This is a genomic window from Burkholderia sp. AW49-1 (assembly GCF_053427845.1).
In genome coordinates, this window is sequence record NZ_JBSAXF010000007.1 from 244,637 (window position 1) to 266,857 (window position 22,221).

The 22,221-nt window shown below is 68.6% G+C and carries 18 protein-coding genes and 2 pseudogenes; 2 read left to right on the plus strand and 18 right to left on the minus strand.

Annotated features, from left to right (window positions below; translation table 11 throughout):
* Positions 1-2 precede the first annotated feature (2 nt).
* Positions 3-731, minus strand: a complete 729-nt coding sequence (locus ACV22W_RS14395; protein WP_448020023.1) for a maleate cis-trans isomerase family protein — start codon at positions 729-731, stop codon at positions 3-5.
* 51 nt (positions 732-782) lie between these two features.
* Positions 783-2,081, minus strand: coding sequence for an MFS transporter (locus ACV22W_RS14400; protein WP_448020025.1), 1,299 nt, complete (start codon positions 2,079-2,081; stop codon positions 783-785).
* A 172-nt stretch (positions 2,082-2,253) separates the two neighbouring features.
* Here ACV22W_RS14400 and ACV22W_RS14405 point away from each other — a divergent pair, with 172 nt between their 5' ends.
* The gene (locus ACV22W_RS14405) at positions 2,254-2,967 is read left to right on the plus strand and encodes a GntR family transcriptional regulator (RefSeq protein ID WP_448020027.1); all 714 of its coding nucleotides are present in this window, start codon (positions 2,254-2,256) and stop codon (positions 2,965-2,967) included.
* Between the two features lie 64 nt (positions 2,968-3,031).
* Here the strand turns inward: ACV22W_RS14405 and ACV22W_RS14410 are convergent.
* Positions 3,032-3,328: pseudogene (locus ACV22W_RS14410) on the minus strand (diaminopropionate ammonia-lyase); the annotation flags it as partial.
* 4 nt (positions 3,329-3,332) lie between these two features.
* Between ACV22W_RS14410 and ACV22W_RS14415 the strand changes: the two are divergent.
* A pseudogene (locus ACV22W_RS14415) lies at positions 3,333-3,479 on the plus strand (AsnC family transcriptional regulator); the annotation flags it as partial.
* A 9-nt stretch (positions 3,480-3,488) separates the two neighbouring features.
* Here ACV22W_RS14415 and ACV22W_RS14420 read toward each other — a convergent pair.
* The 15 genes from ACV22W_RS14420 to ACV22W_RS14490 form a co-directional block, all read right to left on the minus strand.
* Positions 3,489-4,106: a 3'-5' exonuclease gene (locus ACV22W_RS14420; RefSeq protein ID WP_448020029.1), complete on the minus strand. Its 618-nt coding sequence runs from the start codon at positions 4,104-4,106 to the stop codon at positions 3,489-3,491.
* 227 nt (positions 4,107-4,333) lie between these two features.
* Positions 4,334-6,058 (minus strand): tannase/feruloyl esterase family alpha/beta hydrolase, encoded by a 1,725-nt coding sequence (locus tag ACV22W_RS14425; RefSeq protein ID WP_448020030.1) that lies wholly within the window; start codon positions 6,056-6,058, stop codon positions 4,334-4,336.
* A 28-nt stretch (positions 6,059-6,086) separates the two neighbouring features.
* Entirely contained in the window at positions 6,087-7,235 is a 1,149-nt protein-coding gene (locus ACV22W_RS14430) for a porin (protein ID WP_448020032.1), read from the minus strand.
* 65 nt (positions 7,236-7,300) lie between these two features.
* Positions 7,301-8,506 carry a 3-(3-hydroxy-phenyl)propionate transporter MhpT gene (gene mhpT / locus ACV22W_RS14435; protein WP_448020034.1) on the minus strand — a complete coding sequence of 402 codons (1,206 nt, stop codon included), beginning with the start codon at positions 8,504-8,506 and terminating at the stop codon, positions 7,301-7,303.
* Positions 8,507-8,653: 147 nt separating this feature from the next.
* Complete coding sequence (locus tag ACV22W_RS14440) at positions 8,654-10,561, minus strand: feruloyl-CoA synthase (protein WP_448020035.1); 1,908 nt, start codon at positions 10,559-10,561, stop codon at positions 8,654-8,656.
* On the minus strand, positions 10,558-12,006 hold the full coding sequence (locus ACV22W_RS14445; RefSeq protein WP_448020037.1) for an aldehyde dehydrogenase: 1,449 nt from the start codon (positions 12,004-12,006) through the stop codon (positions 10,558-10,560). The genes ACV22W_RS14440 and ACV22W_RS14445 overlap by 4 nt, the downstream gene beginning before the upstream one ends.
* A 47-nt stretch (positions 12,007-12,053) precedes the next feature.
* Positions 12,054-12,884 (minus strand): p-hydroxycinnamoyl CoA hydratase/lyase, encoded by an 831-nt coding sequence (locus ACV22W_RS14450; RefSeq protein ID WP_059448873.1) that lies wholly within the window; start codon positions 12,882-12,884, stop codon positions 12,054-12,056.
* Between the two features lie 220 nt (positions 12,885-13,104).
* The gene (locus ACV22W_RS14455; RefSeq protein WP_448020039.1) at positions 13,105-13,608 is read right to left on the minus strand and encodes a MarR family winged helix-turn-helix transcriptional regulator; all 504 of its coding nucleotides are present in this window, start codon (positions 13,606-13,608) and stop codon (positions 13,105-13,107) included.
* Between the two features lie 171 nt (positions 13,609-13,779).
* Positions 13,780-14,679 (minus strand): SMP-30/gluconolactonase/LRE family protein, encoded by a 900-nt coding sequence (locus ACV22W_RS14460; RefSeq protein WP_448020040.1) that lies wholly within the window; start codon positions 14,677-14,679, stop codon positions 13,780-13,782.
* A gap of 51 nt (positions 14,680-14,730) precedes the next feature.
* Entirely contained in the window at positions 14,731-15,750 is a 1,020-nt protein-coding gene (gene araH, locus ACV22W_RS14465; protein WP_044847378.1) for an L-arabinose ABC transporter permease AraH, read from the minus strand.
* Between the two features lie 25 nt (positions 15,751-15,775).
* Positions 15,776-17,317: an L-arabinose ABC transporter ATP-binding protein AraG gene (gene araG, locus ACV22W_RS14470; RefSeq protein ID WP_448020042.1), complete on the minus strand. Its 1,542-nt coding sequence runs from the start codon at positions 17,315-17,317 to the stop codon at positions 15,776-15,778.
* A 20-nt stretch (positions 17,318-17,337) separates the two neighbouring features.
* Positions 17,338-18,342, minus strand: coding sequence for an arabinose ABC transporter substrate-binding protein (locus ACV22W_RS14475; RefSeq protein WP_448020043.1), 1,005 nt, complete (start codon positions 18,340-18,342; stop codon positions 17,338-17,340).
* Between the two features lie 81 nt (positions 18,343-18,423).
* On the minus strand, positions 18,424-19,353 hold the full coding sequence (locus ACV22W_RS14480) for a Gfo/Idh/MocA family protein (RefSeq protein WP_059689236.1): 930 nt from the start codon (positions 19,351-19,353) through the stop codon (positions 18,424-18,426).
* Positions 19,354-19,377: 24 nt separating this feature from the next.
* Complete coding sequence (locus tag ACV22W_RS14485; protein WP_059528961.1) at positions 19,378-20,307, minus strand: dihydrodipicolinate synthase family protein; 930 nt, start codon at positions 20,305-20,307, stop codon at positions 19,378-19,380.
* 101 nt (positions 20,308-20,408) lie between these two features.
* Complete coding sequence (locus tag ACV22W_RS14490) at positions 20,409-22,160, minus strand: IlvD/Edd family dehydratase (RefSeq protein ID WP_448020044.1); 1,752 nt, start codon at positions 22,158-22,160, stop codon at positions 20,409-20,411.
* Positions 22,161-22,221: the final 61 nt, after the last annotated feature.

The following is a 22,221-nucleotide window of genomic DNA, read 5'->3' on the forward strand; positions in this document are numbered from 1 at the left end:
CCTCAGATCACGTCGCTGAAGAGACGCCCCCAGCCCTTCACCTGCCGCGTGTCGTAGTCGGCGAGCTGCAGCGACTTCCACACCACGGTCGAGATGGTGTCGTAGATCGGAATGCCCGTCTCTTCCTCGAGCGCCGGCACCAGGTGCGCGGCGTTCAGGTTCGTGCAGAAGATCGAGATCGCGCGCGGGCCGGCCTTCGCGACTTCGCGCACCATCCCGCCGATCTGGTCGCCCGTCACTTCGGAGAACGAGAAATTGACCTTCAGGTTCAGATGGCGCTCGGCGATGCAGTTCAGCCCCGAGCGGCGGTAGTTGTCGACGATCTTCGTCTGCACGTCGTCCAGATACGGCGTGACGAGGCCGAACTCGTGCGCGCTGGTCTTCTTCAGGATCTCGTTGAGCGCGAGCACGGAGGTCGTGGCCGGAATGCCGGTCGCTGCGGTGATGCGCTGGCACAGCCGCTCGTCCGCCTCGAAGCCGAGCCAGCCGGACGACGTGCCGTTCCACGCGATCACGTCGACCTTCGCGTCGGCGAGCAGCATCGCGGCCTGGATGATCTTGTCGTCGTCGAACTGGCCAAGCGCGTGGCCCGTCAGCGAAATCTCGGTGACGGGAAAGCGCGCGAAGTGCGCGGACACGCCCGGCAGGCCGGCGACCATCGCGCTCGTCAGCGGTTCGAGCGACGTGTTGGACGACGGGGTAAGCATGCCGAGCAGGGTACGTTTCTTCATGATGGGTTTCTCTCTACCAGTGAATGCAGTCGATGCAGTGAAAGGGGTCGGTCAGACCGGGAGCTTGTTTTCGTAGTCGATCGCGCTGGAGCACACGAGCAGGCCGACGCCGGCCGCCGCGAACACCATCAGCGCAAGGAAATAGGAACCGGTGAACTGCACGATCGCGCCGACGACGATCGGCACGGTGATGCCGCCGATGTTGCCGCCGAGGTTCATGAAGCCGCCGAGGAAGCCAATCTTGTTGCGCGTGCCGAGCGACGACGGAATGCACCAGTACAGCCCGCACCAGCGCAGGAAGAACAGCGTCGACGACAGCAGCGCGACGCACACGACCGGGCTCTTCACGTAGGCGACGGAAAAGATCGACACGGTCGCGATCACGGCCGCGATGCCGAACAGCGTGCGCATCACGACGTTCGGACGGCCGCCTGCGGCCTTCCACTTGTCGGCGATCCAGCCGCCGAGCAGCTCGCCGACGAAGCCGCAGAAAAAGATGATGAAGGTCGAGCCGCCCATCTGCTTGATGTCGAAGCCGTGCACCTTGTGCAGGTAGTTCGGCATCCACGTGAGCAGCCCGTAGAACACGCTGTTGAAGCACATCCAGCCGAAGAACATGCACCACACCGAGCGGTACTTGAAGAAGTCGCGGGAGCGGCCCGACGCATCGGCCGGCTCGGCCGCGAGATCGCTCGCGTGCGACGCCTCGATGTAGTCGGCTTCGAGATCGTTGACGCCCGGATGTTCGCGCGGCGTGTTGCGGATGTAGTACCACGCGAGGAAACCGGCCAGCACGGTGCCGACACCGGCTACCGCGAACGCGAGCCGCCACGAGCCCAGCAGCGCGATCAGCCCGGCGATCAGCACCGCGCCCAGGGCCGCGCCGAGCGGCGCGCCGCCGTCGAGCAGCGTGGCGCCGCGGCCGCGCTCGGTCTGCGTCATCCAGATCGCGTTGAGCTTGCCGCCGGCCGGATAGATCGGCGCTTCGGACGCGCCGAGGCCGAGGCGCGTGAGCAGCAGCGCCGGCGCGCTCGTGCACAGCGCGGCGATCGCCTGGAAGAAGCCCCAGAACACGGTCGCCGTCGCGATCACGATGCGCGGCTTGAACCGGTCGGCCAGCATCCCGCCCGGGATCTGCATCACCGCATAGGTCCAGAAGAACGAGCTGAGGATCAGACCCTCCATCGCCGGCCCGATGTTGAACTCCTGCGAGATGTAAGGCATGGCGACGGACAGCGACGCGCGATCGACGTAATTGATCGCAATGAGGCTCAGCATGACGACGAATATCTTCCAGCGGACGGCGGATTTGCCGACCGTCAGGGCGGCGACACCGGAGGTTGAAGACATGGACGGACTCCAGGAGTGAACGAGGATGGTCAGGACGTCGCGCAACGTGGAACCGAGTATAGGATTAGAAATTTATAATTACCGTTAGCGTAAACACTTGGTTTCATTGAATTTGTTCAATCACTACGATGGTGCAGGGTAAGCCCCGATATCGTGATAAGCTTGCCCCATCATGAGCCAGACACCCCGCAATCCCCTGCTTCTGCGCACCCGCGGCATGGCCGCGGAGATCGCCGCGCGCCTGCGCGTGATGATCGATGAAGGCGAATTGCCGCCCGGCGCGCGGATCGACGAAAAGGAACTGAGCCTCGCGTTCGACGTGTCGAAGACGCCGCTGCGCGAAGCGCTGAAGGTGCTCGTCGCGGAAGGCGCCGTCACGCATCGCCAGTACATCGGCTACCGCGTCGCCCCGATCGACGTCGCCGACCTCGTGTCGACGTTCGAGCTGCTGCACGGGCTCGAGGCGATGGCGGGAGAATTGCTGCACAAGCGCATCGCCGCGTCGACGCTCGCCGCGTTGCAGGCGAAGCACCGGCGGATGGTCGAGTGCCACGAGGCCGGCAAGCGCGTCGAATATTTCCGGCTGAACCAGCAGATTCATCAGATGATCGTCGACGCGGCGGGCAACCCGGTGCTGTCGGGCATCTATGCGTCGCTGATGTCGAAAGTGCACCGCGCACGCGGCGCCGCGAATGCGGACACGCTGCGTTGGGCCGAATCGCTGCACGAGCACGAAGCCATCATGGCCGCGCTCGCCGATCCCGAGCACACGCAGCTGCCGCAGGTGCTGCGCAGCCATTCGGAAAACACCGCGCGCGAAGTGCTGGCGATCCTCGATCGCACGAGCACGGCCGACGCGCCGGGCAAGCGGGCGGCCGAAGCGTAAAGCCGGCTGCGCGCAGGCCGCCCTGCTCCGGCGGCCTCGTCGGTCGTCAAGTCGTTCGGTCCGCTCAGGCCATCGCCGTCGCATGGCTCAGCCAGTCGCGCTGGCGCGCGAGCACCGCGTCGGCCGTGTCGCCGACGCACTGCCGGTAAACCGACGGCGCGGTCGCGCCTTCCGTGTTGATCGCGAGCACGCGCGCGTTCGCGTCGAGCCCCGTCTGCCGCGCCAGCGCCGGATCGCGCATCAGCACGGTCAGCCCCGCGATTCCCGCCGCGCCCGACTCGCCGGACACGAACGGCACGTCGCGTTCGCTGCCGGCAGCAAGCCCGCGCATCGCCTGCACCGCATCGTCGTCGTCGATCAGTCCGATCCTGGCCGTGCGCAACATGGATCAGTACAACGCGCTCACGCACGAGCTGTTCTTCTCGAACGACAACGTGAAGCGGTTCAAGACGCTGGTGAGCATGAGCCGCGTGAAGGTCGGGCTCGCGGTGCCGGTGGAGATCGGCGAGTGACGACCGGCGTCAGCGCCGGTCGGCGGCCAGTGAACCGAAAAACGTCGCGACCCTGGCCTTGCTCGTCGTCTGCAATCGCGACATGAGTCCGTGATCGACTTGTCTCAGCCCGTAAGTCTCGCCGATGTCGCGCTGCATCCGGCACCACAGATGGCTCGCGATCTCCGCATCGACCATCGCGCGGTGGGCGCGCCCTGCCTTCGGCAGCCGCAGCATGTCGGCGAGGCTCGACAGCCGGTGACTTTGCGCGTGCGGGTAGATGCGCCGCGCGACGAGCATCGTGCACGCGAACGCGTGCTCGGCCGCCACGCCGAGCATGCCGAGCTCGGCCTGCCAGAACCGCTTGTCGAAGCCGGCGTTGTGCGCGACGACGGGGTGGCTTCCGACGAATGCGGCGGCTTCCTTCATGACCTTCGACACCGGCGGCGCCGACGCGATCATCTCGTTCGTGATTCCGGTGAGCGCGACGACGTCGGACGGAATGCGGCGCCCCGCGTTCATCAGGCTCTGGTAGCGGTCGACGATCTCGCCGTCGCGCAGCAGAATCACGGCGATCTCGGTCGCCCTGTCTCCCATGTTCGGGGACAGCCCGGTTGTTTCGAAGTCGAGTACCGCTACGGTTTGCATGGTCGAATCGGAGGAAGGATACCTGGCGCGCCACGTCGATCAGGACGCGTCGCGCCGACGGAAAAGCGCCATAGTATCCCCGGATGCGGTGTGCGGCGGCAAACACCGTCGTCGTGCGTGGCTCATCTCCATGTCCGTTCAGGCCGGCACGCTCGCCGCTTCCGCCGCAAAACAACGGCGAATGCACCGATGCCCCCGCGCATCGGTACATTCGCACGCCCGCTACGTCAGCGACAACTGAAGCTCGCCGCCGAATTCACGTCGCCCGAACCGTTGTAGCGCGCGACCTGCGGATACGGACACAGCGGACGCGTGCGTCCCGCTCCCCACGACGTCGGCACGTCCGCATTCGGCACCGCGTTCGTCGTGTCGCGGGCCGTGGCGACGATCGCCTTGGGCGCCTGCCCCTGCTCGACCCACGCGACGAGCGGCGTCAGCATGTCGAACTGGTCGGCTGCCGGCCCGCCCGAGCAGTGGTTCATGCCCGGCACCGGATACAAGCGCGCGAAGTCCGACGCGTCGCCGCCGTTCGCCTGCGCGAGCCGTCCGTACCAGTCGCTCGTGTCGTTGTACGAGAACACCGGGTCGCCGGTGCCGTGATAGACGAGCAGCTTCGCGCCGCGCGACTTCAGCGCGGACAGGTTGGTCTCGTCGGGCGGTGTCATGAACGACCACGAGGATTGCGTGTAAACGCCGTTCGTCGCGAAAATCGCCGGCGCGTCGTTGTCCATGTCGAAGCCGAGCGCGAAGCCGGCGAGGTTCGCGAGCGTCGCGGCGGTTTTCGGCGGCGTCGTGAACGTGAACGCCATCGCGGCCGGATCGAGCGTGACCGAATTCGACTGCTTCCACGCGGCCCAGCCGCCGGCCGCGATGCCCGGATCGTACGGAAAGCTAGCGTAGAGTGCCGTGCCCGCGCTGTTGCGCGCACCCGCGAACACGTTCTCGAGCGCGCTCTTCTGCGCGGTCGTCAGGCAAGCGCCGGTGCGCGTGCCGTTCGCGCAGGTCGGGATGTCCGTCTCGACGCTGAAATGCGCCTGGCATGCGGCGACGTCCTGCACCATCCCGTCGGCCACGCCGTCGAGCGCATCGCACTTGTCGAGAATCGTCGCGCCGACGAACTTGCGCTCCGTGTCGGTGAAGCCGCTACGGATGTCCGGCAGGCCGTTCGCGCCGGTCGCCGATGCGATCTTCGCGAACTGCTGCGCGCCGTACATCTCGCCGATCGCCGCCTTCGGCAGGTGGAAGCCCGGGTCGCCCGCGATGATCCCGTCGTAGTCGGCCGCGTTGCGCACGGCCGTGACCATCGCGTGACGGCCGCCGTTCGAGCAGCCGCCGAAATAGCTGCGGTCGGGCATCTTCCCGTATGCGAGCCGGATCACCTGCTTCGCCATCGGCGTGAGCGCGTCGACGGCGCCGTAGCCGTAGTCGAGTCGCGCCTGCGGGTCGAGGCCGAACAGCGGGTTCTGCGCGGCGCTGTGCCCGGAATCCGAGCTGATCACCGCGAAGCCCATGTTCAGCGCGTCGGTCAGCGGCCCGCCGCCGCCGATCTCGCCGGTCGCGGTCGTGACGTTGCCGTCGAGCCCGCCGTTCGCCTGGTAGAAGAAGCGGCCGTTCCACGCTTTCGGCAAACGCATCTCGAAGCCGATCGCATAGGTCTGGCCGTCCACCGCGCTCACCCGCTCGTTCATTTTCCCGTCGATCACGCAGTGTTCGGCGATCGGCTTGCCGGCCACCTTCAACGCGCCGGCGGCCGCGGTGGTCACCGACGTGAACGACGTGTTCGCATACGACAGCTTCGCGGCGAGCGCGTCGCACGTCTGCGCCATCGCGGCCGGCGTCGCGGCGCTCAGGTGCGTCGGCGTGGCGCTGACCGAATCGTCGCCGCCGCACCCGGCGAGCATGGCCGCGGCCGACAGCGGTGCAATGCAAAGGAATGCAGATTTCCTGTTCAAGATATTTCCCCTTCTTCAGGCTGCCGGATCAGAACATGTGCCGCACGCCGACCATCGCGCCGAGCTGCCCCATCCCTGCGCCGGGCGTCGTGCCGGGTCCGCCGCCGCTGACCGCGTAGCGTGCATGCGCGCTGTTCCACAAATACGACGATTGCGCGTAGACGGCCGTGCGCTTGGTCAGCAGATAGGTCGCGCGCAGCGTGGCCATCGTCGCGCGCGTGTCGTGCGCGCTGTTGACGATCCGGTAACCCTCGCCGTCGACGACGAAGTCGGGCTTGATCGCATACGACGCACCGAGGAAGAACAGGTCCGAATGCGCGCCGGGTGCGGCCGGCGAACCGGTCGACACGCGCCGCCCGATCCAGCCCGCGCCGATCCGCGCGCCGGCCGCCTGCGCATATGCGCTCACGTGCGTGCGCGCGTCCTTGCCGCCGCTGCTGGTGAAGGCGACCGGCGCGATGCCGTCGAAGAAGTTCGCGGCCGCGCCGGTGCCGCCGCGCTGCTCCTCGTACGATGCCGCCGCGCCGAAATACGCGCTGTCGTACTTGAGCATCACCGACCAGTTGCGGCACTGGACGGCATCGCCCGGCACCTGCCCCGCGCACGTGCCCTGCCCCGGCGAGTTGCCGGTGCCCGCGCCGTCGCGGCCGAACGAATACGCGGCGCCGAGCGTCACGCCGCGATACGTGCCGACGTAGGTCACCGCGTTGTCGGCGCGGCCGTTCGGCACGTATGCGTCGAACGAGCCGAGCCCGTAGATGTCGGGGCCGATGATGTCCGCGCCCTGCAGCGCGAGGTAAGTCATCGTGTACTGGCGGCCGAACGCGAGCGTGCCGAAGCCGCTCTTCAGCCCGACGAACGCCTGCCGCCCGAATAGCCGGCCGCCCTGCCCGAGATCGCCGCCGCGCACGTTGAAGCCGCTTTCGAGCGTGAATACCGCCTGGTAGCCGCCGCCGAGATCCTCGGTGCCGCGCAAGCCCCAGCGCGACGGCAGTTCGCCCGTCACGCCCGGCATGCGCACGACGTGATCGCCCGCCGCGTTCGCGTGCGACACGAACTCGACGCCCGTATCGATGATCCCGTACAGCGTCACGCTGGACTGCGCGTGCGCGCCCGGCGCGGCGAGCGCGCAGCACGCGCCGGCGGCCAGCAGGCCGTTCCTTGTCTTCGTCTTCATAGCGTTGCGTCTCCAGACCATGTTGAATCGCGCGCTCTGACGGCGCGCATTGAAAAAACGAAACCTCAGTCGCCGGCTTGCGGGCGGCGAATCAGCACGAATGCAGCGAAGGCCGCGACGAGCGTGACGGGGATGCTCGCGCCGATCACGACGGGCGCGCTGCGGCCGGCGGCCAGCAGCGTCGCGGCCGCGAGCGGCCCGACGACGGAGCCGAGCCGGCCGACGGCCACCGCCGCGCCGACGCCGGTGCCGCGCATCGCGGTCGGGTAGTAGATCGCCGCGAGCGCATACAGCACCGACTGTCCGCCGACCACGAACATCCCCGCCGCGAACGCGGCCGCCGAGAGCGATGCGAAGCCGGGCGCGGCCGCGAGCGCGGCGAGCGACAGCACGATCCCGACATACATGCCGCCGACCACGCGCGACGCGCGCATCCGGTCGAGCGCCGCGCCGATGCCGAGCGCGCCGAGCCCCGCGCCGACGTTGAACGCGATCTGCACGAGGCCGACGTGCGCGCGATCGAGCCCGCGCGAGGCCATCAGCGACGGCAGCCAGTTCAGCAGGAAGTAGAGGACGATCAGCGTGCAGAAATAGCTGACCCACAGCGCGACCGTCGACGTCGTGCGGCCGTCGCCGAACAGCGTGCGCGCGACGCTGGTGCGCGCGGCCGGCGTGCCGGCGACGTCGAGATACGCGCGCGATTCCGGCAGGAACAACGCCAGCAGCGGCACGAGCAGCAGCGGCCCCACGCCGCCGACGTAGAAGATGTGCCGCCATTCGGTGTCGCCGGCGAGCAGCACGCCGATCAGCGACGCGATCACGCCGCCGAACGGGATGCCGCAGTACATCGCCGCCACCGCGCTGCTGCGCGAGCGCGGCTCGACCGCTTCGGACGACAGCGCGATCAGGTTCGGCATCGCGCCGCCGAGGCCGATGCCGGTCAGCACGCGCACGACGACGAGCATCGCGAAGGTCGACACCTGCGCGGTGGCGATCGACAGCAGTCCGAACAGCACGGCCGACGCGATCAGCACGCGCTTGCGTCCGATCCGGTCGGCGAGGCGCCCGCCGAGCATCGCCCCCGGCAGCAGCCCGAAGGTGCCCGCGCTGAACGCGATGCCCATCTGCGACACGGAAAGCCCGAATTCGCGCGCCATGCGCGGCGCGGCGACGCCGACCGACTGCAGGTCGAGCCCTTCGAGGAGTGCGATCGCGAAACACAGCGCGAGCGTGGTCGCGACCGTGGGTTTTTCGGCAACGTAAGTGTTCATCGTGTCTCCAGTCCCATGTCTTGTAGTCGGTCGGCCTGTACCGGCCGACCTTATCAGGCAGCCTGATTCACTGGCCGCAAGAATGCCTGCCGGTATCCTGGCCGGCAGGTCGTTGTTCCTGCTTGCTTCGGTTTGCTTCGCTTCCGCCTACGCGTAAATCACGTCGGGATCGCGCCGCGCCGGGTCGTACAGCGCGTCGATCGTCGCCGCGCGGTGCTTCTGCACGGCCGCCTGGTTCAACGAACCCTTGTCGGTCACTTCGCCGAGATCGAGCGATGGCGGCGTGTCGATCAGCCGGATGCGCGCGACGAACGTCGAACCGCCGCTTGCATGCCGGTTCAACGTGACGAGCCATTCTGCGAACGCCGCGCGCACGGCCGGCGCGCGCAGCACGTCGGAAACCGGTGCATCGGCGGCGAGCCCAGCCAGCGCGCGGCATGCGTCGATGCGCGGAAACACCAGCAGCCCGATGTCGTCGCGATTGATCCCGGTGACGACCACGTCCTGCACGTACGGCGCGCCGCTCGACACCGCGTTCGCGCGCAACGGCCCGACGCTGACGAAGGTGCCGCTGCTCAGCTTGAAATCCTCGGTCAGCCGGCCGTCGAACAGCAGCCCGAGTTCCGGCCGCTCAGGATCGGCGAAGACCCCCGCGTCGCCGCTGCGGTAATAACCCTCGTCGTCGAATACGTCGCGCGGATCGACGTCGGCATGCCAGTAGCCGCGCATCACGTTCGGCCCCTTGAAGCGCAGTTCGAGCTTGCCGCCGCACGGCACGAGCTTCGCATCGCAGCCGGGTGCCGGCAGGCCGATGTAGCCGGCGCGCATCAGCGGCCCGGTCGTGAACAGGCACGACGGCGACGCCTCCGTCATCCCGAGGCCGGCCATGATCCGGATGCGCTCGCCGCAATGCGCGTCCGTCACGCGGTCGAGCCGGTCCCACGCGGCCTGCGACAGCCCCGCGCCGCCGAAGAAATACAGCTTCACGCGCGAGAAGAACGTGTCGCGCAGCACGGCATCGCGCTCGAGCGCGACGGTCAGCTCTTCCCAGCCCTTCGGCACGTTGAAGTAGATCGTCGGCGCGATCTCGCGCAGGTTGCGCACGGTTTCGTCGAAGCGGCCCGGCACCGGGCGTCCGTCGTCGATGTACAGCGTGCCGCCGTTGTACAGCGCGATGCCGAGGTTGTGACTGCCGCCGAACGTGTGATTCCACGGCAGCCAGTCGACCAGCACCGGTGGTTCGCGCGTCAGCTCGGGCATCGTCTGGCGCAGCATCTGCTGGTTGCTGCAGAGCATCCGGTGCGTGGTCGGCACGGCCTTTGGCAGCTTCGTCGAACCCGACGTGAAGAGAATCTTCGCGAGATGATCGGGGCCGATCGCGTCATGGATCGCATCGATCGTGCGTGGAACGGTCGCGAGCAGGCGCGACAGCGGCACGACGCGGTCCGCCGCGGCGCCATCGGCATCCGCATCGTTCGCGACGATCAGCGCCGCATCGGCCGGCAGCGTCGCGTCGAGCGCACGCGCGAACGGCGCGCGCTCGGCGACGAACACCGCGCCCGGCCGCAGCACGCCGAGCGTGTGACGCAGCTTGCCGTAATCGGTCGACACCAGCGAATACGCGGGCGAGATCGGCGCATACGGCACGCCGGCCAGCATCGCCGCGAACATCAGCTGCAGATGCTCGAGATCGTTGCCGGACAGCACCGCGAGCGGTCGATCGACCGACAGCCCGAGATCGACGAGGCCCTGGCCGAGCGCGCGGGCGCGTTCGAGCATCTGCGCGTAGGTGATCTCGATCCAGCGGCCGTCGGCGCCGCGCCGTGCGGCCAGCACGCGGTCGGGATGCGCGTGCGCGCCGCGCACGAGGCAGTCGGTCAGGCGCGTCGGGTAGTCGCCGAGCGGTTCGCGCGAGCGCAGGTACCACGTGCCGTCTTCCGCGCGACGAATCTCGGCCGCGCCGACCGCGACCGCCGCCGCGCGATAGCGCACGCCGCCCGTGTCGTTCGCCGGCCCGCTTACGGGCGTCGCAACATTCATCGTCGGCTCGCTCATATCGGGTAGTGACGCGGTGTGGTCTGCACGGTGATCCAGCGCAGCTCGGTGAATTCGGCGATCGACGCGCGGCTGCCGAAGCGGCCGTAGCCGCTCGCTTTCGTGCCGCCGAACGGCATCTGCGCCTCGTCGTGCACGGTCGGCCCGTTGATGTGGCAGATCCCCGATTCGATCCGGCGCGCGACCGTCATCGCGCGTGCGATATCGCGGCTGAACACGCTCGCCGACAGCCCGAACTCGCTGTCGTTCGCGAGCGCGACCGCTTCGTCGTCGCTGTCCGCGCGCAGGATCGCCACCACCGGCGCGAACGATTCCTCGCGATACAGCCGCATGTCGCGCGTGACGCCGTCGACGATCGCGGGCTGCATCGTCGCGCCCTCGATCCGGCAGCCGAGCGGCAGGCGCGCGCCGTGCGCACGCGCATCCTCGACCAGCGATGCCGCGCGCGCGGCCGCGGCCGCATCGACCATCGTGCCGAGCGCATGGCCCGCCAGCGGATCGCCGGCGACCAGCGTGCGCGCCTTGTCGGCCAGCCGTTCGACGAGCGCATCGGCGATCGGCCGCGCGGCGATCACGCGCTCGGTCGACATGCAGATCTGCCCCTGGTTGAAGAACGCGCCGAACGCGATCGCGTCGACTGCCGCATCGAGATCGGCATCGTCGAGCACGAGCACCGGCGCCTTGCCGCCGAGTTCGAGCAGCACGGGTTTCAGGTGCGCGGCCGCATGGCGCGCGATGATGCGCCCGACGTGCGTGGACCCGGTGAAGTTGATCCGCTTCACGTGCGGATGCGCGATCAGCCGCTCGACGAGTTCGGGCGCGTCGGCCGCCGCGTGCGTGATCACGTTCACGACGCCCGCGCCGAGCCCGGCATCCTCCAGCACCGCGCCGATCAGCGCGTGCACGCCCGGGCACGCTTCGGACGCCTTCAGCACGACCGTGTTGCCGCATGCGAGCGGCATCGCCAGCGCGCGCGTGCCGAGGATCACCGGGGCGTTCCACGGCGCGATGCCGAGCACGACGCCGCACGGCACGCGCATCGCCAGCGCGAGATTGCCGGGCACGTCGGACGGGATCACGTCGCCGTCGATCTGCGTCGTCATCGACGCGGCCTCGCGCAGCATGTTCGCCGCGAGCGTCACGTTGAAGCCGAGCCAGCCGGGCGTCGCCCCCGTTTCGGCGACGCCGGTCGCGATGAACGCGTCGATGCGTGCGTCCATCAGGTCAGCCGCCTTCAGCAGGCGACGGCGCCGTTCGGTCGGCGCGAGCGCCGCCCATGCGGGGAAAGCGCGATGCGCGGCATCGATCGCCGCGTCGGCGTCGGCCGGGCCGGCCGCCGGCGCGCGCGACGCGAGCGCGCCCGTCGCGGGGTTGAATCGGTCGAAGGTTCGGCCGTCGCGGGCGGTGCACCACTCGCCGGCGATCAGCATCCGTCTGTCGGTCATGTCGTCTCCTGCCTTGCCTGTCTCTGTCGGTTGCGTCGGCGCTTGTATCAGCGCTTGTATGCCTGCAGGCCCGGCTTGATCGTCTTGTCGTCGAGGAACTGCTTCAGCCCCTGCTCGCGGCCGCGCTCCGGATCGCGCAGCTGCGCCTGGTCGAGCTTCGCATACAGGTAATCCTCGCACTGCTCCCATGTGAGTTCGCGCGAACGCTTGAAGCCGTGCTTCGCCGCGCGCAGCACGACCGGGTTCTTGTCCATCAGCCGCGCGGCGAGCGCGATCGTCGCGTCGCGCAGGCCGGCCAGCGGCACGCTGCTGTTCACGAGGCCCATTTCGGCTGCCTCCACGCCGGTGAACGTGTCGCCGGTCATGATGTAGTGAAGCGCGCGGCGATGCCCGACCGTGTCCGCCATCGCCTTGCTGACGAGGTTGCCCGGCGGGATGCCCCAGTTGATTTCGGACAGCCCGAACACCGCTTCGTCCGCCGCGATCGCGAGGTCGCACGCGACGAGCGGCGAGAAACCGCCGCCAAAGCACCAGCCGTTCACCATCGCGATCGTCGGCTTGTTGTACATCCGCAGGCGGCGCCACTGCCATTCCGATGCGTCGCGCCGCACCTTTTCCTGCAGCGCGTCGGAGCCGCCGTCGATCTCGCGGAAATATTCCTTCAGATCCATGCCGGCCGTCCATGCCGCGCCCGCGCCGGTCAGCACCAGCACCTTCGCCTCGTCGTCGAATTCGACCGCGTCGAGGACTTCCAGCATCTCCCGGTTCAGCGTCGGGCTCATTGCGTTGCGCTTCTCGGGGCGGTTCAGCGTGACCCACGCGATGCCGGCCTCCACCTTCACTTCAACGGTCTGCCAGCGGTTGTCGTACTTGCTCATGTCTGTTCCTGTCGTTCGTTCCTGTGCGATTCGGTGCGCAGCATTCCTGCTGCGGACGGCTTCATTTAATATCAGGCTACCTGATATTGCAAGCGGCATGAGCGCCGGTGTAAACCCGGAGCGGAAAGCGGCGGCAACGATGGAATCGGGGAACGGTCAGGCGCCCGGCAGAGCGAACGCGGGCCGCGCAGGCCCGCGCGATGAGGGGGGGCGGAAGGGGTCAGCCGCGCAGGTTGCGCGAGAACAGTTCGAGCGCGCGCTGCACGTGCGCGGCGTCGTCGGCGGATATGTCGCCGAGCATGCGCTTTTCGAGTGGGCGCAGCACGGCTTCGCATTCGCGCAGCATCGCCGCGCCTTCGTCGGTCAGCGTCAGCAGGATGATGCGGCCGTGCGACGGGTCCGCTTCACGCGTGACGAAGCCGCGGGCGGCCATCACGCTCATCACTTCATTCGCCGATTGCGGCGTGATCCATGAGCGCTCGGCCAGTTGCGCGTTCGACGACGCGCCGCGCGCCTCGAGCACCGACAGCGCCGTGTATTGCGCGAGTGTGATGCCGAGCGGTGCGAGCGCGTCGGTCATGTGGCGGCGCAGCAGCCGGTCGAGACCGCCGATCACGTAGGTCAGGCGCTGTTGCACGCGCGGCTTCGGCTTGTCGCCCGTCGCGCGGGCGGCGTTCTTCGCGGCGTTTTTCGGGTTCGCGGGCTTGGTCGGTGCGGAACTCATGGTGCGGGCGGGATGGAATTGCGGGCCATCTTACCAGCACGTCGGGGAGCGAACGGCATGTTCCGGCAAGCCGGACAGCCTCCGTGCGCGTGTGCGTGCGCGGCCGACCGCGCGACGGATCGCCTGCCTCGCTGCGTCAAACGCATCCCATGAACGGGATCCGACACGCGGTCAGCCGCGCGGCGCCCCCGCGAATCGGGCGGTCGGCAGCCCTGTGTAGCGCGTCTGAGCGACGAATACGCCGCCGGCGTGCGCATCGCTCGCCAGCGCGTCGTCGCTCAACCCGACGCGCGCGCTCGTCACGTACAGCCGGCCTTCGCCGTCGAGCGTCACACAGCTCGGCTGCGCGGTCGGTACGGCCACGCGATCCGTCTCGACGCCGTCCGGCCCGTAGCGCACCACGCGCCGGCCGCCCCACTGCGCGCTCCACAGGCCGCCGTCGCGATCGACGATCGAGCCGTCCGGATCGCCGTCGGGATCGGTCAGGCGCGCGAACGGCCGCACGTTCGCGACATCGCCGCCTGCACGGTAATCGCACACGAAAATCTCTCGCACCAGCGAATCGCAGAAATACATCTTCGACCCGTCCGGCGAGAACGCGATGCTGTTCGCGATCGCCGCCGCCGGCAATGCAAGCCGTTCGAGCGTGAGGTCCGGATTGAGCCGGTAGAAGCCGCCGACCGCGCGCGGCGGATCGCCGCCTTCGTCCTTCATACCGAACACGAACGCGCCGAACGGATCGCAGCGGCCGTCGTTCAGCCGCGTCGGCAGATCGGGTTCGACGTCGACGATCCGCGTGAATTCGCCGCTGCGCAGATCGAGGAACGCGAGATGCGTCGCGAGCCCGACGAGCAGCACGTTCGGCTCGTTCGTCAGCGCGAAGCACGCGAGCCGCTCCGGCATCGGCCACTGCGCGAGGTCCGAGCCGTCCGCGCGGCAACGCCACAGCCGCGCGCCTTCGATGTCCGTCCAGTACAGCGCGTGCGTGGCGTCGCACCACGTCGCGCCTTCGCCGAGCGTGTTGCGGCTGTCGACGAGCAGCGCCGCCGCGCCCGGATGAATCTGTTGCATGCCGTCTCCCGATATCTGTCGCCTTCGCGGGCGGACGCGCGTTCGTCAGGGTCAGATTTTCATCGCGCGCCGCTGGTTGCGACGATACTGGTCGAACAGCACCGCGAGCAACAGAATTCCGCCGCGTATCAGATATTGGTAAAAGGTCGGCACGTTCAGCAGGCTCATCGCGTCCTGCACGGAACCCATGATCAGCACGCCGACCAGCACGCCGGAAATCGTCGCGACGCCACCCGTCAGCGACACGCCGCCGAGCACGCACGCGGAGATCACGCCGAGCTCGAGGCCGACCGACGTCTTCGGATCGCCGAGGCTCATCCGCGACGCGAGCATCACGCCGGCGAAGCCGGTCACGAGCCCCTGCAGCACGAACACCGCGATCTTGATGCGCATCACCGGCAGCCCCGCGAGCAGCGCGGCCTCGCCGTTGCCGCCGACGGCCAGCACGTTCTTGCCGAACACGGTCTTGCGCAAGAGGAAACCGAACACGACGAAGCCGACGATGTTGCTCCAGATCGGATACGAAATGCCGAGGAACGACCCGCCGCCGAGATCGAAGAATCGCTCCTCGGAGATCATCACCGCGTCGCCATTCGACGTGATGAACGCGAGCCCGCGCACGACTTCCATCATCGCGAGCGTGACGATCAGCGAATTGATCCGCCAGCGCGCGATCAGCACGCCGTTGACGAGCCCGACCGCACCGCCCGCGAGCACGCCGGCCGCGATGCCGAGCACGACGCTGTGCGTCGCGGTGATCAGCGTCGACGCGACGACGCCCGAGAACGCGACGATCGACGCGACCGACAGGTCGACTTCGCCGAGCGCGAGCACGAACATCATCGTCACCGCGATCGAGCCGATCAGCGTGACGGACAGCAGCAGGCCCTGGATGTTGCGCGGCGTGAGGAAGTCCGGCACGGTCAGCGACAGCGTCGCGAACAGCACGAGAAACACCATCACGATGCCGGAGCGGTTGATCAGTTGCCACACGCCGCCGCGCGCTCGCGCGGGCGCGGCCGCGGCATCCGGGGACGGGGAAGTACGTTGGGGTTGCATTGCCTGGCTCATATCAGTTGCTTTCCGGTTGACTGCGCTAGCGCGGCAGCGCGAGCTTGATCAGCGCGTCGGGCGTCGCCTGCGCCTTCGCGACCTCGCCCGCGATCCGCCCTTCCTTCATCACGACGATGCGGTCCGACACGCCGATCACCTCGGCCAGGTCGCTCGACACGATGATCACCGTGCGGCCCGCTTCCGCGAGCTCGTAGAACAGGTTGTAGATTTCCGCGCGCGCGCCGACGTCGATGCCGCGCGTCGGCTCGTCCATCAGGAACACGTCGATGCGCTCGGCCAGCCAGCGCGCGAGCACGACCTTCTGCTGGTTGCCGCCCGACAGCGCGCCGATCGGCGTCTCGCCGTCGCGGGTCTTGATCGCGAGCCGCTCGATGTAGCGTTGCGCGAGTTCGCGTTCGCGCCGCGCGTCGAGCAGCACGCGCGCCGGGCTGAAATGGCGGCGCGCGCTGATGTTCAGGTTGTCGGCGACCGACGCGATCGCGACGATGCCTTCCTGCTTGCGGTCCTCCGGGCACAGCGCGATGCCGGCACGCACCGCGTCGCGCGGGCTCGCGAACGCGACGCGCTTGCCGCCCAGCTCGACGTGCCCGCCGCTCGGGCGTGCCGCGCCGTACAGCAGCTTCATCAGCTCCGAACGCCCCGCGCCGACGAGCCCGAAGAAGCCGACGATCTCGCCGCGCCGCGCCGCGAACGACACCGGCTCGGACAGGCCAGGCCCCATCAGCCCCTTCGCCTCGATCAGCACGTCGCCGGCCGTGCGCGGCCGGTAGCCGTACACGTCCTCGATCGAGCGGCCGACCATGCAGCCGATCAGCCGGTCCCGGTCGAGATCGGCGACGGATTCGAACGTCTCGATCCGGCGGCCGTCGCGGAATACCGTCACGCGGTCGCACAGCGCGTCGACTTCCTCCATCCGGTGCGTGACGTAGATGATCGCGCGGCCTTCCGCGCGCAGCGAACGGATGATGCGGAACAGCTGCGTGGTCTCGCGCGCGGACAGCGAGCTGGTCGGCTCGTCGAATGCGATCACGCGCGCATCGCGCATCAGCGCCTTGCCGATCTCGATCATCTGGCGCTGGCCGATCGACAGATATTTCACCGGAATGTCCGGATCGATATGCTCGCCGAGCCGCTCCAGCGCGTCGAGCGCGCGTACGGCAAGCGCACGTTCGTCGACCACGCCGAGCCGGCTCGGCAACTGGCCGAGCATCAGGTTCTCCGCGACCGTCAGCTCGGGCACCAGATGCAGCTCCTGGTAGATGATCGCGATGCCGGCCTCGAGCGCGGCGCGCGTCGACGCGAAGCGCTGCACCGTGCCGTTCAGCGTCAGCGTGCCGGCCTGCGGCTGGTTCACGCCGGACAGCACCTTCAGCAGCGTCGACTTGCCCGCGCCGTTCTCGCCCATCAGCCCGTGCACTTCGCCCGCGCGCACCGACAGCGACACGCCGTCGAGCGCGCGCACGCCCGGGAACGTCACGGTGATGCCGTCGAGCGCGAGCAGCGCATCGCCGGCCGTGGCCGCGTCGTCGTTGTCGGACACGGCCGTCATCGTCTGCATCGTCATCGCGTCGTCGCCCCGCACGCTCAGATGCCGAGCTCGGCGCGCACGGCCTGCCAGTTCGCGCGCGTCATCAGCTTGCCGCTCGTCTGCGTGTCGGCGGGCGGCATCTTGCCGTTGCGGATCCAGTCGACGAGGTTCTGCGTGCTGTCCTTGCCGTGGTTCGTCGAGCTGACCGCGATCGTCCCGTAGAAGCCGGTCGGTTCCTTCTTCTGGAATTCGGCGAACGCCTCGCCCGCGCCGTTGATGCCGACGCCGATCACGTCGGCCGCCGGGATGTGCAGCTGTTCGGTCGCGCGCACCGCGCCGAGCACGGTTTCCTCGTTCAGCGCGAAGACCACCCATTTCTTCACGTTCGGATGGCGCGAGAGCACCGGGAAGGCCGCCTCGAGGCCGCCACTGTCGTCGGTCGTCTTCTGCGGCGCGTCGAAGATGTTCTCCTTGCGGAAGCCGTTCGCAAGCAACGCCTGCGTCGCGCCGTCGGTGCGCAGCTTCGCCGTCGGCAGCTCGTAGTTGGTGATGCGCAGCGCGCCGACTTCCTCGGGCTTCCAGCCGCGCCGCTTCATCTCGTCGGCGATCGCCTGGCCGACCTGGTTGCCGATCTTGGTCGCCGACATCCCGAGGTGCGGCACGTTCGTGAGCGGCTTGCCGGTCGAGTCGACGAGCTGATCGTCGACCGTCACGAACTTCATGTTGTAGCGCTTCGCGCGCGCGGCGATCGCCGGCCCGAGGCGGACGTCGGGCGCGCAGATCACGAAGCCCTGCGCGCCTTGCGAGTTGAGGTTGTCGATCGCGGCCAGCACTTTCTCGCCGTCCGGCGTGCCGATCTTCACGACCGAGAAGTTTTCCTTCTGGCCCAGCGCGGACGCCGCGTTCTGCTCGTTGATGAACCATGCCTGCTCGGGCATCTTCACCAGAAAGCCGATCTTCAGCGGCGCGTCGGCGTGCGCCGCGCCGTGCATCCCGAGCGGCGCAATGCAAAGCGCGGCCAGCAGCGCGCGCAGGGTGTGTCGGCGAATCGTGCGGTTCATGCGGTGTCTCCTTGTATTGGCTTGGGTCTTCAACTACCTTCGTGCGCGGTCGCGCTCGCGATGGCGCGCGCCGGCACGGTGTCAGCGGCCGAACGCGTCGGTCCCGACGCGCCGCCCGAACAGAAACGCATCGGCGACGAGCCGCAACGGCCGCACGTCGACGTCACTTTCGCCGCGCGCGATCAGCGCGCGGAATTGCGCATACAGCGCCGGATACTCGCGCTGCGGCCCGATCTCGACCGGCTCGCCGCCGATCGACAATTGCGCGCCACCGCGGCTGATCGCGAGCACGCCGTCCGACGTGTCGACCGCGATCTCCCATTGCTCGACGGGGCCGTGCCGCCAGTCGAATTCCGCCCGCACGGGCACGCCTTCCGTATCGGCGCAATCGAGTTCGGCCGCGATCGGCATCTGCGCGTCGCTCGGCACGTAGAGCGTCGCCTCGCGCAACACGAGTTCGCGCGGCAGGATCCGCGTGACGATCGACAACGCGTTGATGCCGGGATCGAACACGCCGAGGCCGCCGGGCTCCCAGATCCACTGCTGGCCCGGATGCCAGCGCCGCACGTCTTCCTTCCAGCGCACCTGCACCGCGCGGATCGTGCGCGTCGCGAGCCACGCGCGCGCCGGTTCCACCGCGCTCGCGCAGCGCGAATGCCAGGTCGCGAACAGCGTGAGGCCGCGTTCGCGCGCGAGCGCGTCGAGCGCGGCCACTTCGCCGAGCGTCGCGCCCGGCGGCTTTTCGAGCATCACGTGCTTGCCGGCTTCGAGCGCGGCGCGCGCCTGCGCGTAGCGCACCTGCGGCGGCGCGCACAGCGACACCGCGTCGAGTTCGGGCTCGGCGGCCAGCAGCGCGCGCAGGTCCTGATAATTGCGCACGCCGCTGACTTCCGCGTGACGGCTCGCGCACGCGGTCAGCACGAAACCCGGTTCGGCGGCGATCGCCGGCAGGTGCTGGTCGCGCGCGATCTTGCCGATCCCGATCACGCCCAGCGAAATCACGTTGCTCATCTGCGTTCCTCCTTCGCCACTTGCTCAGTGCGCCCAGCGCAGCACGAGCGGATCGAGCCGGCGCGCGATCGCGATCAGCTCCGCGCGCGTGTCCGGATGCAGTTCCGGCATCGGATGCCGCGGCCGCTCGCACGCGATCACGCCGCCTTCACGCATCAGCGCCTTCGCGGTGAGGATCCCGGACTGGCGGTTCTCGTGATTGATCAGCGGCAGCCACGCCTGATAGCGCGCGAACGCATCGTCGTGCCGCCCTTCGCGGAAGGCTTCGAGGATCGGCCGGATGCCGTCCGGAAACCCGCCGCCCGTCATCGCGCCGGTCGCGCCGGCATGCAGGTCGGCGAGCAGCGTGATCGCTTCCTCGCCGTCCCACGGCCCTTCGATCGCGTCGCCGCCGAGCCGGATCAGCTCGCGCAGCTTGTTCGCCGCGCCGGGCGTCTCGATCTTGAAGTACGCGACCTGCTCGATCTCGCGCGCCATCCGCGCAAGGAACGGCGCGGACAACGCGGTGCCGCTCGCGGGCGCGTCCTGGATCATGATCGGGATGTCGATCGCGTCCGACACGCGCGCGAAGAAGTCGAAGATCTGCGCTTCGGGCACGCGGAACGTCGCGCCGTGATACGGCGGCATCGCCATCACCATCGACGCGCCGAGCTGCTGCGCGCGCAGGCTGCGCGCGGCGCACACCTGCGTGCCGTAGTGCGACGTCGTGACGATCACCGGCACGCGGCCGGCGACGTGTTCGAGGATCGTGCGCGTGAGCACGTCGCGTTCGTCGTCGGTGATCGCGAATTGCTCGGAGAAGTTCGCGAGGATGCACAGGCCATCGGAGCCCGCGTCGATCATGAAGTCGACCGCGCGCTTCTGGCTCGCGAGGTCGAGCTCGCCGGTGTCGGAAAACGTCGTCGGGACGACGGGAAAGATGCCGCGATAACGCGGCGTGCTGCTCGATGTCATGGTTCGGTCCTGCGTCGGCCTCGAGGCGAGGCCATCAAGCGTTCACGGTTTCATATCGCCACTTCGCGTCGCGCGGGCCGTTGCCCGCGCCCGCCTGCCGTTCAATGCGAATGACTCGGCACGTCGGCACCGCGCATGCCGACCAGGAAGTCGAGGTCGCACCCCTCGTCGGCCTGCAGCACGTGATCGATGTACAGCCGCGCGTAGCCGCCCTTGCCGAGCTGGCCGGCCACGCCGGGCGCCGCGGTCGGATCGACGTCCGACAGGCGGCGCTGCAGTTCGTCATCCGTAATGTCCAGGTGCAGCGTGCCGGCGTCGCAGTCGAGTTCGATCCAGTCGCCGTTGCGCACGGCGGCCAGCGGCCCGCCCGCGGCGGCTTCCGGCGCGACGTGCAGCACGACCGTGCCGTAAGCCGTGCCGCTCATCCGCGCATCCGAGATCCGCACCATGTCCTTGACGCCCTGGCGCAGCAGCTTCGGCGGCAGCCCCATGTTGCCGACCTCGGCCATCCCCGGATACCCGCGCGGCCCGCAGTTCTTCAGCACCAGCACCGAGCTGGCATCGACGTCGAGTTCTTCGTCATTGATCGTCGCCTTGTAGTGATCGAGGTTCTCGAACACCACCGCGCGGCCGCGATGCTTCAGCAGCTCGGGGCTCGCCGCCGACGGCTTCAGCACCGCGCCGCGCGGCGCAAGATTGCCGCGCAGGATGCAGATGCCGCCGTCCGCGATCAGCGGCCGGTCGAGCGGGCGGATCACCTCGTCGTCGTAGTTCGGCGCTTCGCGCACGTTATCCCACAGCGACTTGCCGTTGACCGTCAGCGCGTCCGGGTGCGGCAGCAGCCCGCCTTCGCCGAGCCGGCGCAGCACGGCCGGCAGCCCGCCCGCGTAATAGAACTCCTCCATCAGGAAGCGCCCGGACGGCATCAGGTCGACGATCGTCGGCGTGTCGCGGCCGATGCGCATCCAGTCCTCCAGCTCGAGCGGCACGCCGATGCGGCCCGCGATTGCCTTCAGGTGGATCACCGCGTTGGTCGAGCCGCCGATCGCCGCATTCGCGCGGATCGCGTTCTCGAACGCGGCGCGCGTCAGGACCTTCGACAGCACGAGCCCTTCGAGCGCCATCTCGACGATGCGGATGCCGGACATGTGCGCGAGCACGTAGCGGCGCGAATCGACGGCCGGAATCGCGGCGTTGTGCGGCAGCGCGACGCCGAGCGCCTCGGCCATGCACGCCATCGTCGACGCGGTGCCCATGGTGTTGCAGGTGCCGGCCGAGCGCGACATCCCGGCCTCGGCCGACAGGAAGTGGTGCAGGTCGATCTCGCCCGCCTTCAGCGATTCATGCAACTGCCACACGGCCGTGCCCGAGCCGATGTTCTTGCCTTCGAGCTTGCCGTTCAGCATCGGCCCGCCCGACACGACGATCGCCGGTACGTCGCAGCTCGCCGCGCCCATCAGCAGCGCCGGGGTCGTCTTGTCGCAGCCGGCGAGCAGCACGACCGCGTCGATCGGGTTGCCGCGGATCGCTTCCTCGACGTCCATCGACGCGAGGTTGCGCGTGAGCATCGCCGACGGCCGCAGGTTCGATTCACCGTTCGAGAACACCGGAAACTCGACCGGGAAGCCGCCGGCTTCCGAGATCCCGCGCTTCACGTGCTCGGCGAGCTTGCGGAAGTGCGCGTTGCACGGCGTCAGTTCGGACCACGTGTTGCAGATGCCGATGATCGGCCGGCCATCGAACTCGTGATCGGGGATGCCCTGGTTCTTCATCCAGCTCCGGTACATGAAGCCGTTCTTGTCGTTCGTGCCGAACCATTGGGTGGAGCGCAGCCTGGGTTTTGTTGCCGACATCGTCAGTCCTGTGGTGACGGGATACCGGCGCAGTCTAGGCAGAATTTTGATAACTGGCTAA

Bases quoted from the DNA above. Each gene is read 5' to 3' on its own strand.
- ACV22W_RS14455 (WP_448020039.1), bottom strand. From the start codon at position 13,608: ATGAGTTCCGCACCGACCAAGCCCGCGAACCCGAAAAACGCCGCGAAG.
- ACV22W_RS14480 (WP_059689236.1), bottom strand. From the start codon at position 19,353: ATGAGCAACGTGATTTCGCTGGGCGTGATCGGGATCGGCAAGATCGCG.
- ACV22W_RS14405 (WP_448020027.1), top strand. From the start codon at position 2,254: ATGAGCCAGACACCCCGCAATCCCCTGCTTCTGCGCACCCGCGGCATG.
- ACV22W_RS14445 (WP_448020037.1), bottom strand. From the start codon at position 12,006: ATGACCGACAGACGGATGCTGATCGCCGGCGAGTGGTGCACCGCCCGC.
- araG (WP_448020042.1), bottom strand. From the start codon at position 17,317: ATGACGATGCAGACGATGACGGCCGTGTCCGACAACGACGACGCGGCC.
- ACV22W_RS14430 (WP_448020032.1), bottom strand. From the start codon at position 7,235: ATGAAGACGAAGACAAGGAACGGCCTGCTGGCCGCCGGCGCGTGCTGC.
- mhpT (WP_448020034.1), bottom strand. From the start codon at position 8,506: ATGAACACTTACGTTGCCGAAAAACCCACGGTCGCGACCACGCTCGCG.
- ACV22W_RS14490 (WP_448020044.1), bottom strand. From the start codon at position 22,160: ATGTCGGCAACAAAACCCAGGCTGCGCTCCACCCAATGGTTCGGCACG.
- ACV22W_RS14450 (WP_059448873.1), bottom strand. From the start codon at position 12,884: ATGAGCAAGTACGACAACCGCTGGCAGACCGTTGAAGTGAAGGTGGAG.
- ACV22W_RS14420 (WP_448020029.1), bottom strand. From the start codon at position 4,106: ATGCAAACCGTAGCGGTACTCGACTTCGAAACAACCGGGCTGTCCCCG.
- ACV22W_RS14400 (WP_448020025.1), bottom strand. From the start codon at position 2,081: ATGTCTTCAACCTCCGGTGTCGCCGCCCTGACGGTCGGCAAATCCGCC.
- ACV22W_RS14440 (WP_448020035.1), bottom strand. From the start codon at position 10,561: ATGAGCGAGCCGACGATGAATGTTGCGACGCCCGTAAGCGGGCCGGCG.
- araH (WP_044847378.1), bottom strand. From the start codon at position 15,750: ATGAGCCAGGCAATGCAACCCCAACGTACTTCCCCGTCCCCGGATGCC.
- ACV22W_RS14460 (WP_448020040.1), bottom strand. From the start codon at position 14,679: ATGCAACAGATTCATCCGGGCGCGGCGGCGCTGCTCGTCGACAGCCGC.
- ACV22W_RS14475 (WP_448020043.1), bottom strand. From the start codon at position 18,342: ATGAACCGCACGATTCGCCGACACACCCTGCGCGCGCTGCTGGCCGCG.
- ACV22W_RS14395 (WP_448020023.1), bottom strand. From the start codon at position 731: ATGAAGAAACGTACCCTGCTCGGCATGCTTACCCCGTCGTCCAACACG.
- ACV22W_RS14485 (WP_059528961.1), bottom strand. From the start codon at position 20,307: ATGACATCGAGCAGCACGCCGCGTTATCGCGGCATCTTTCCCGTCGTC.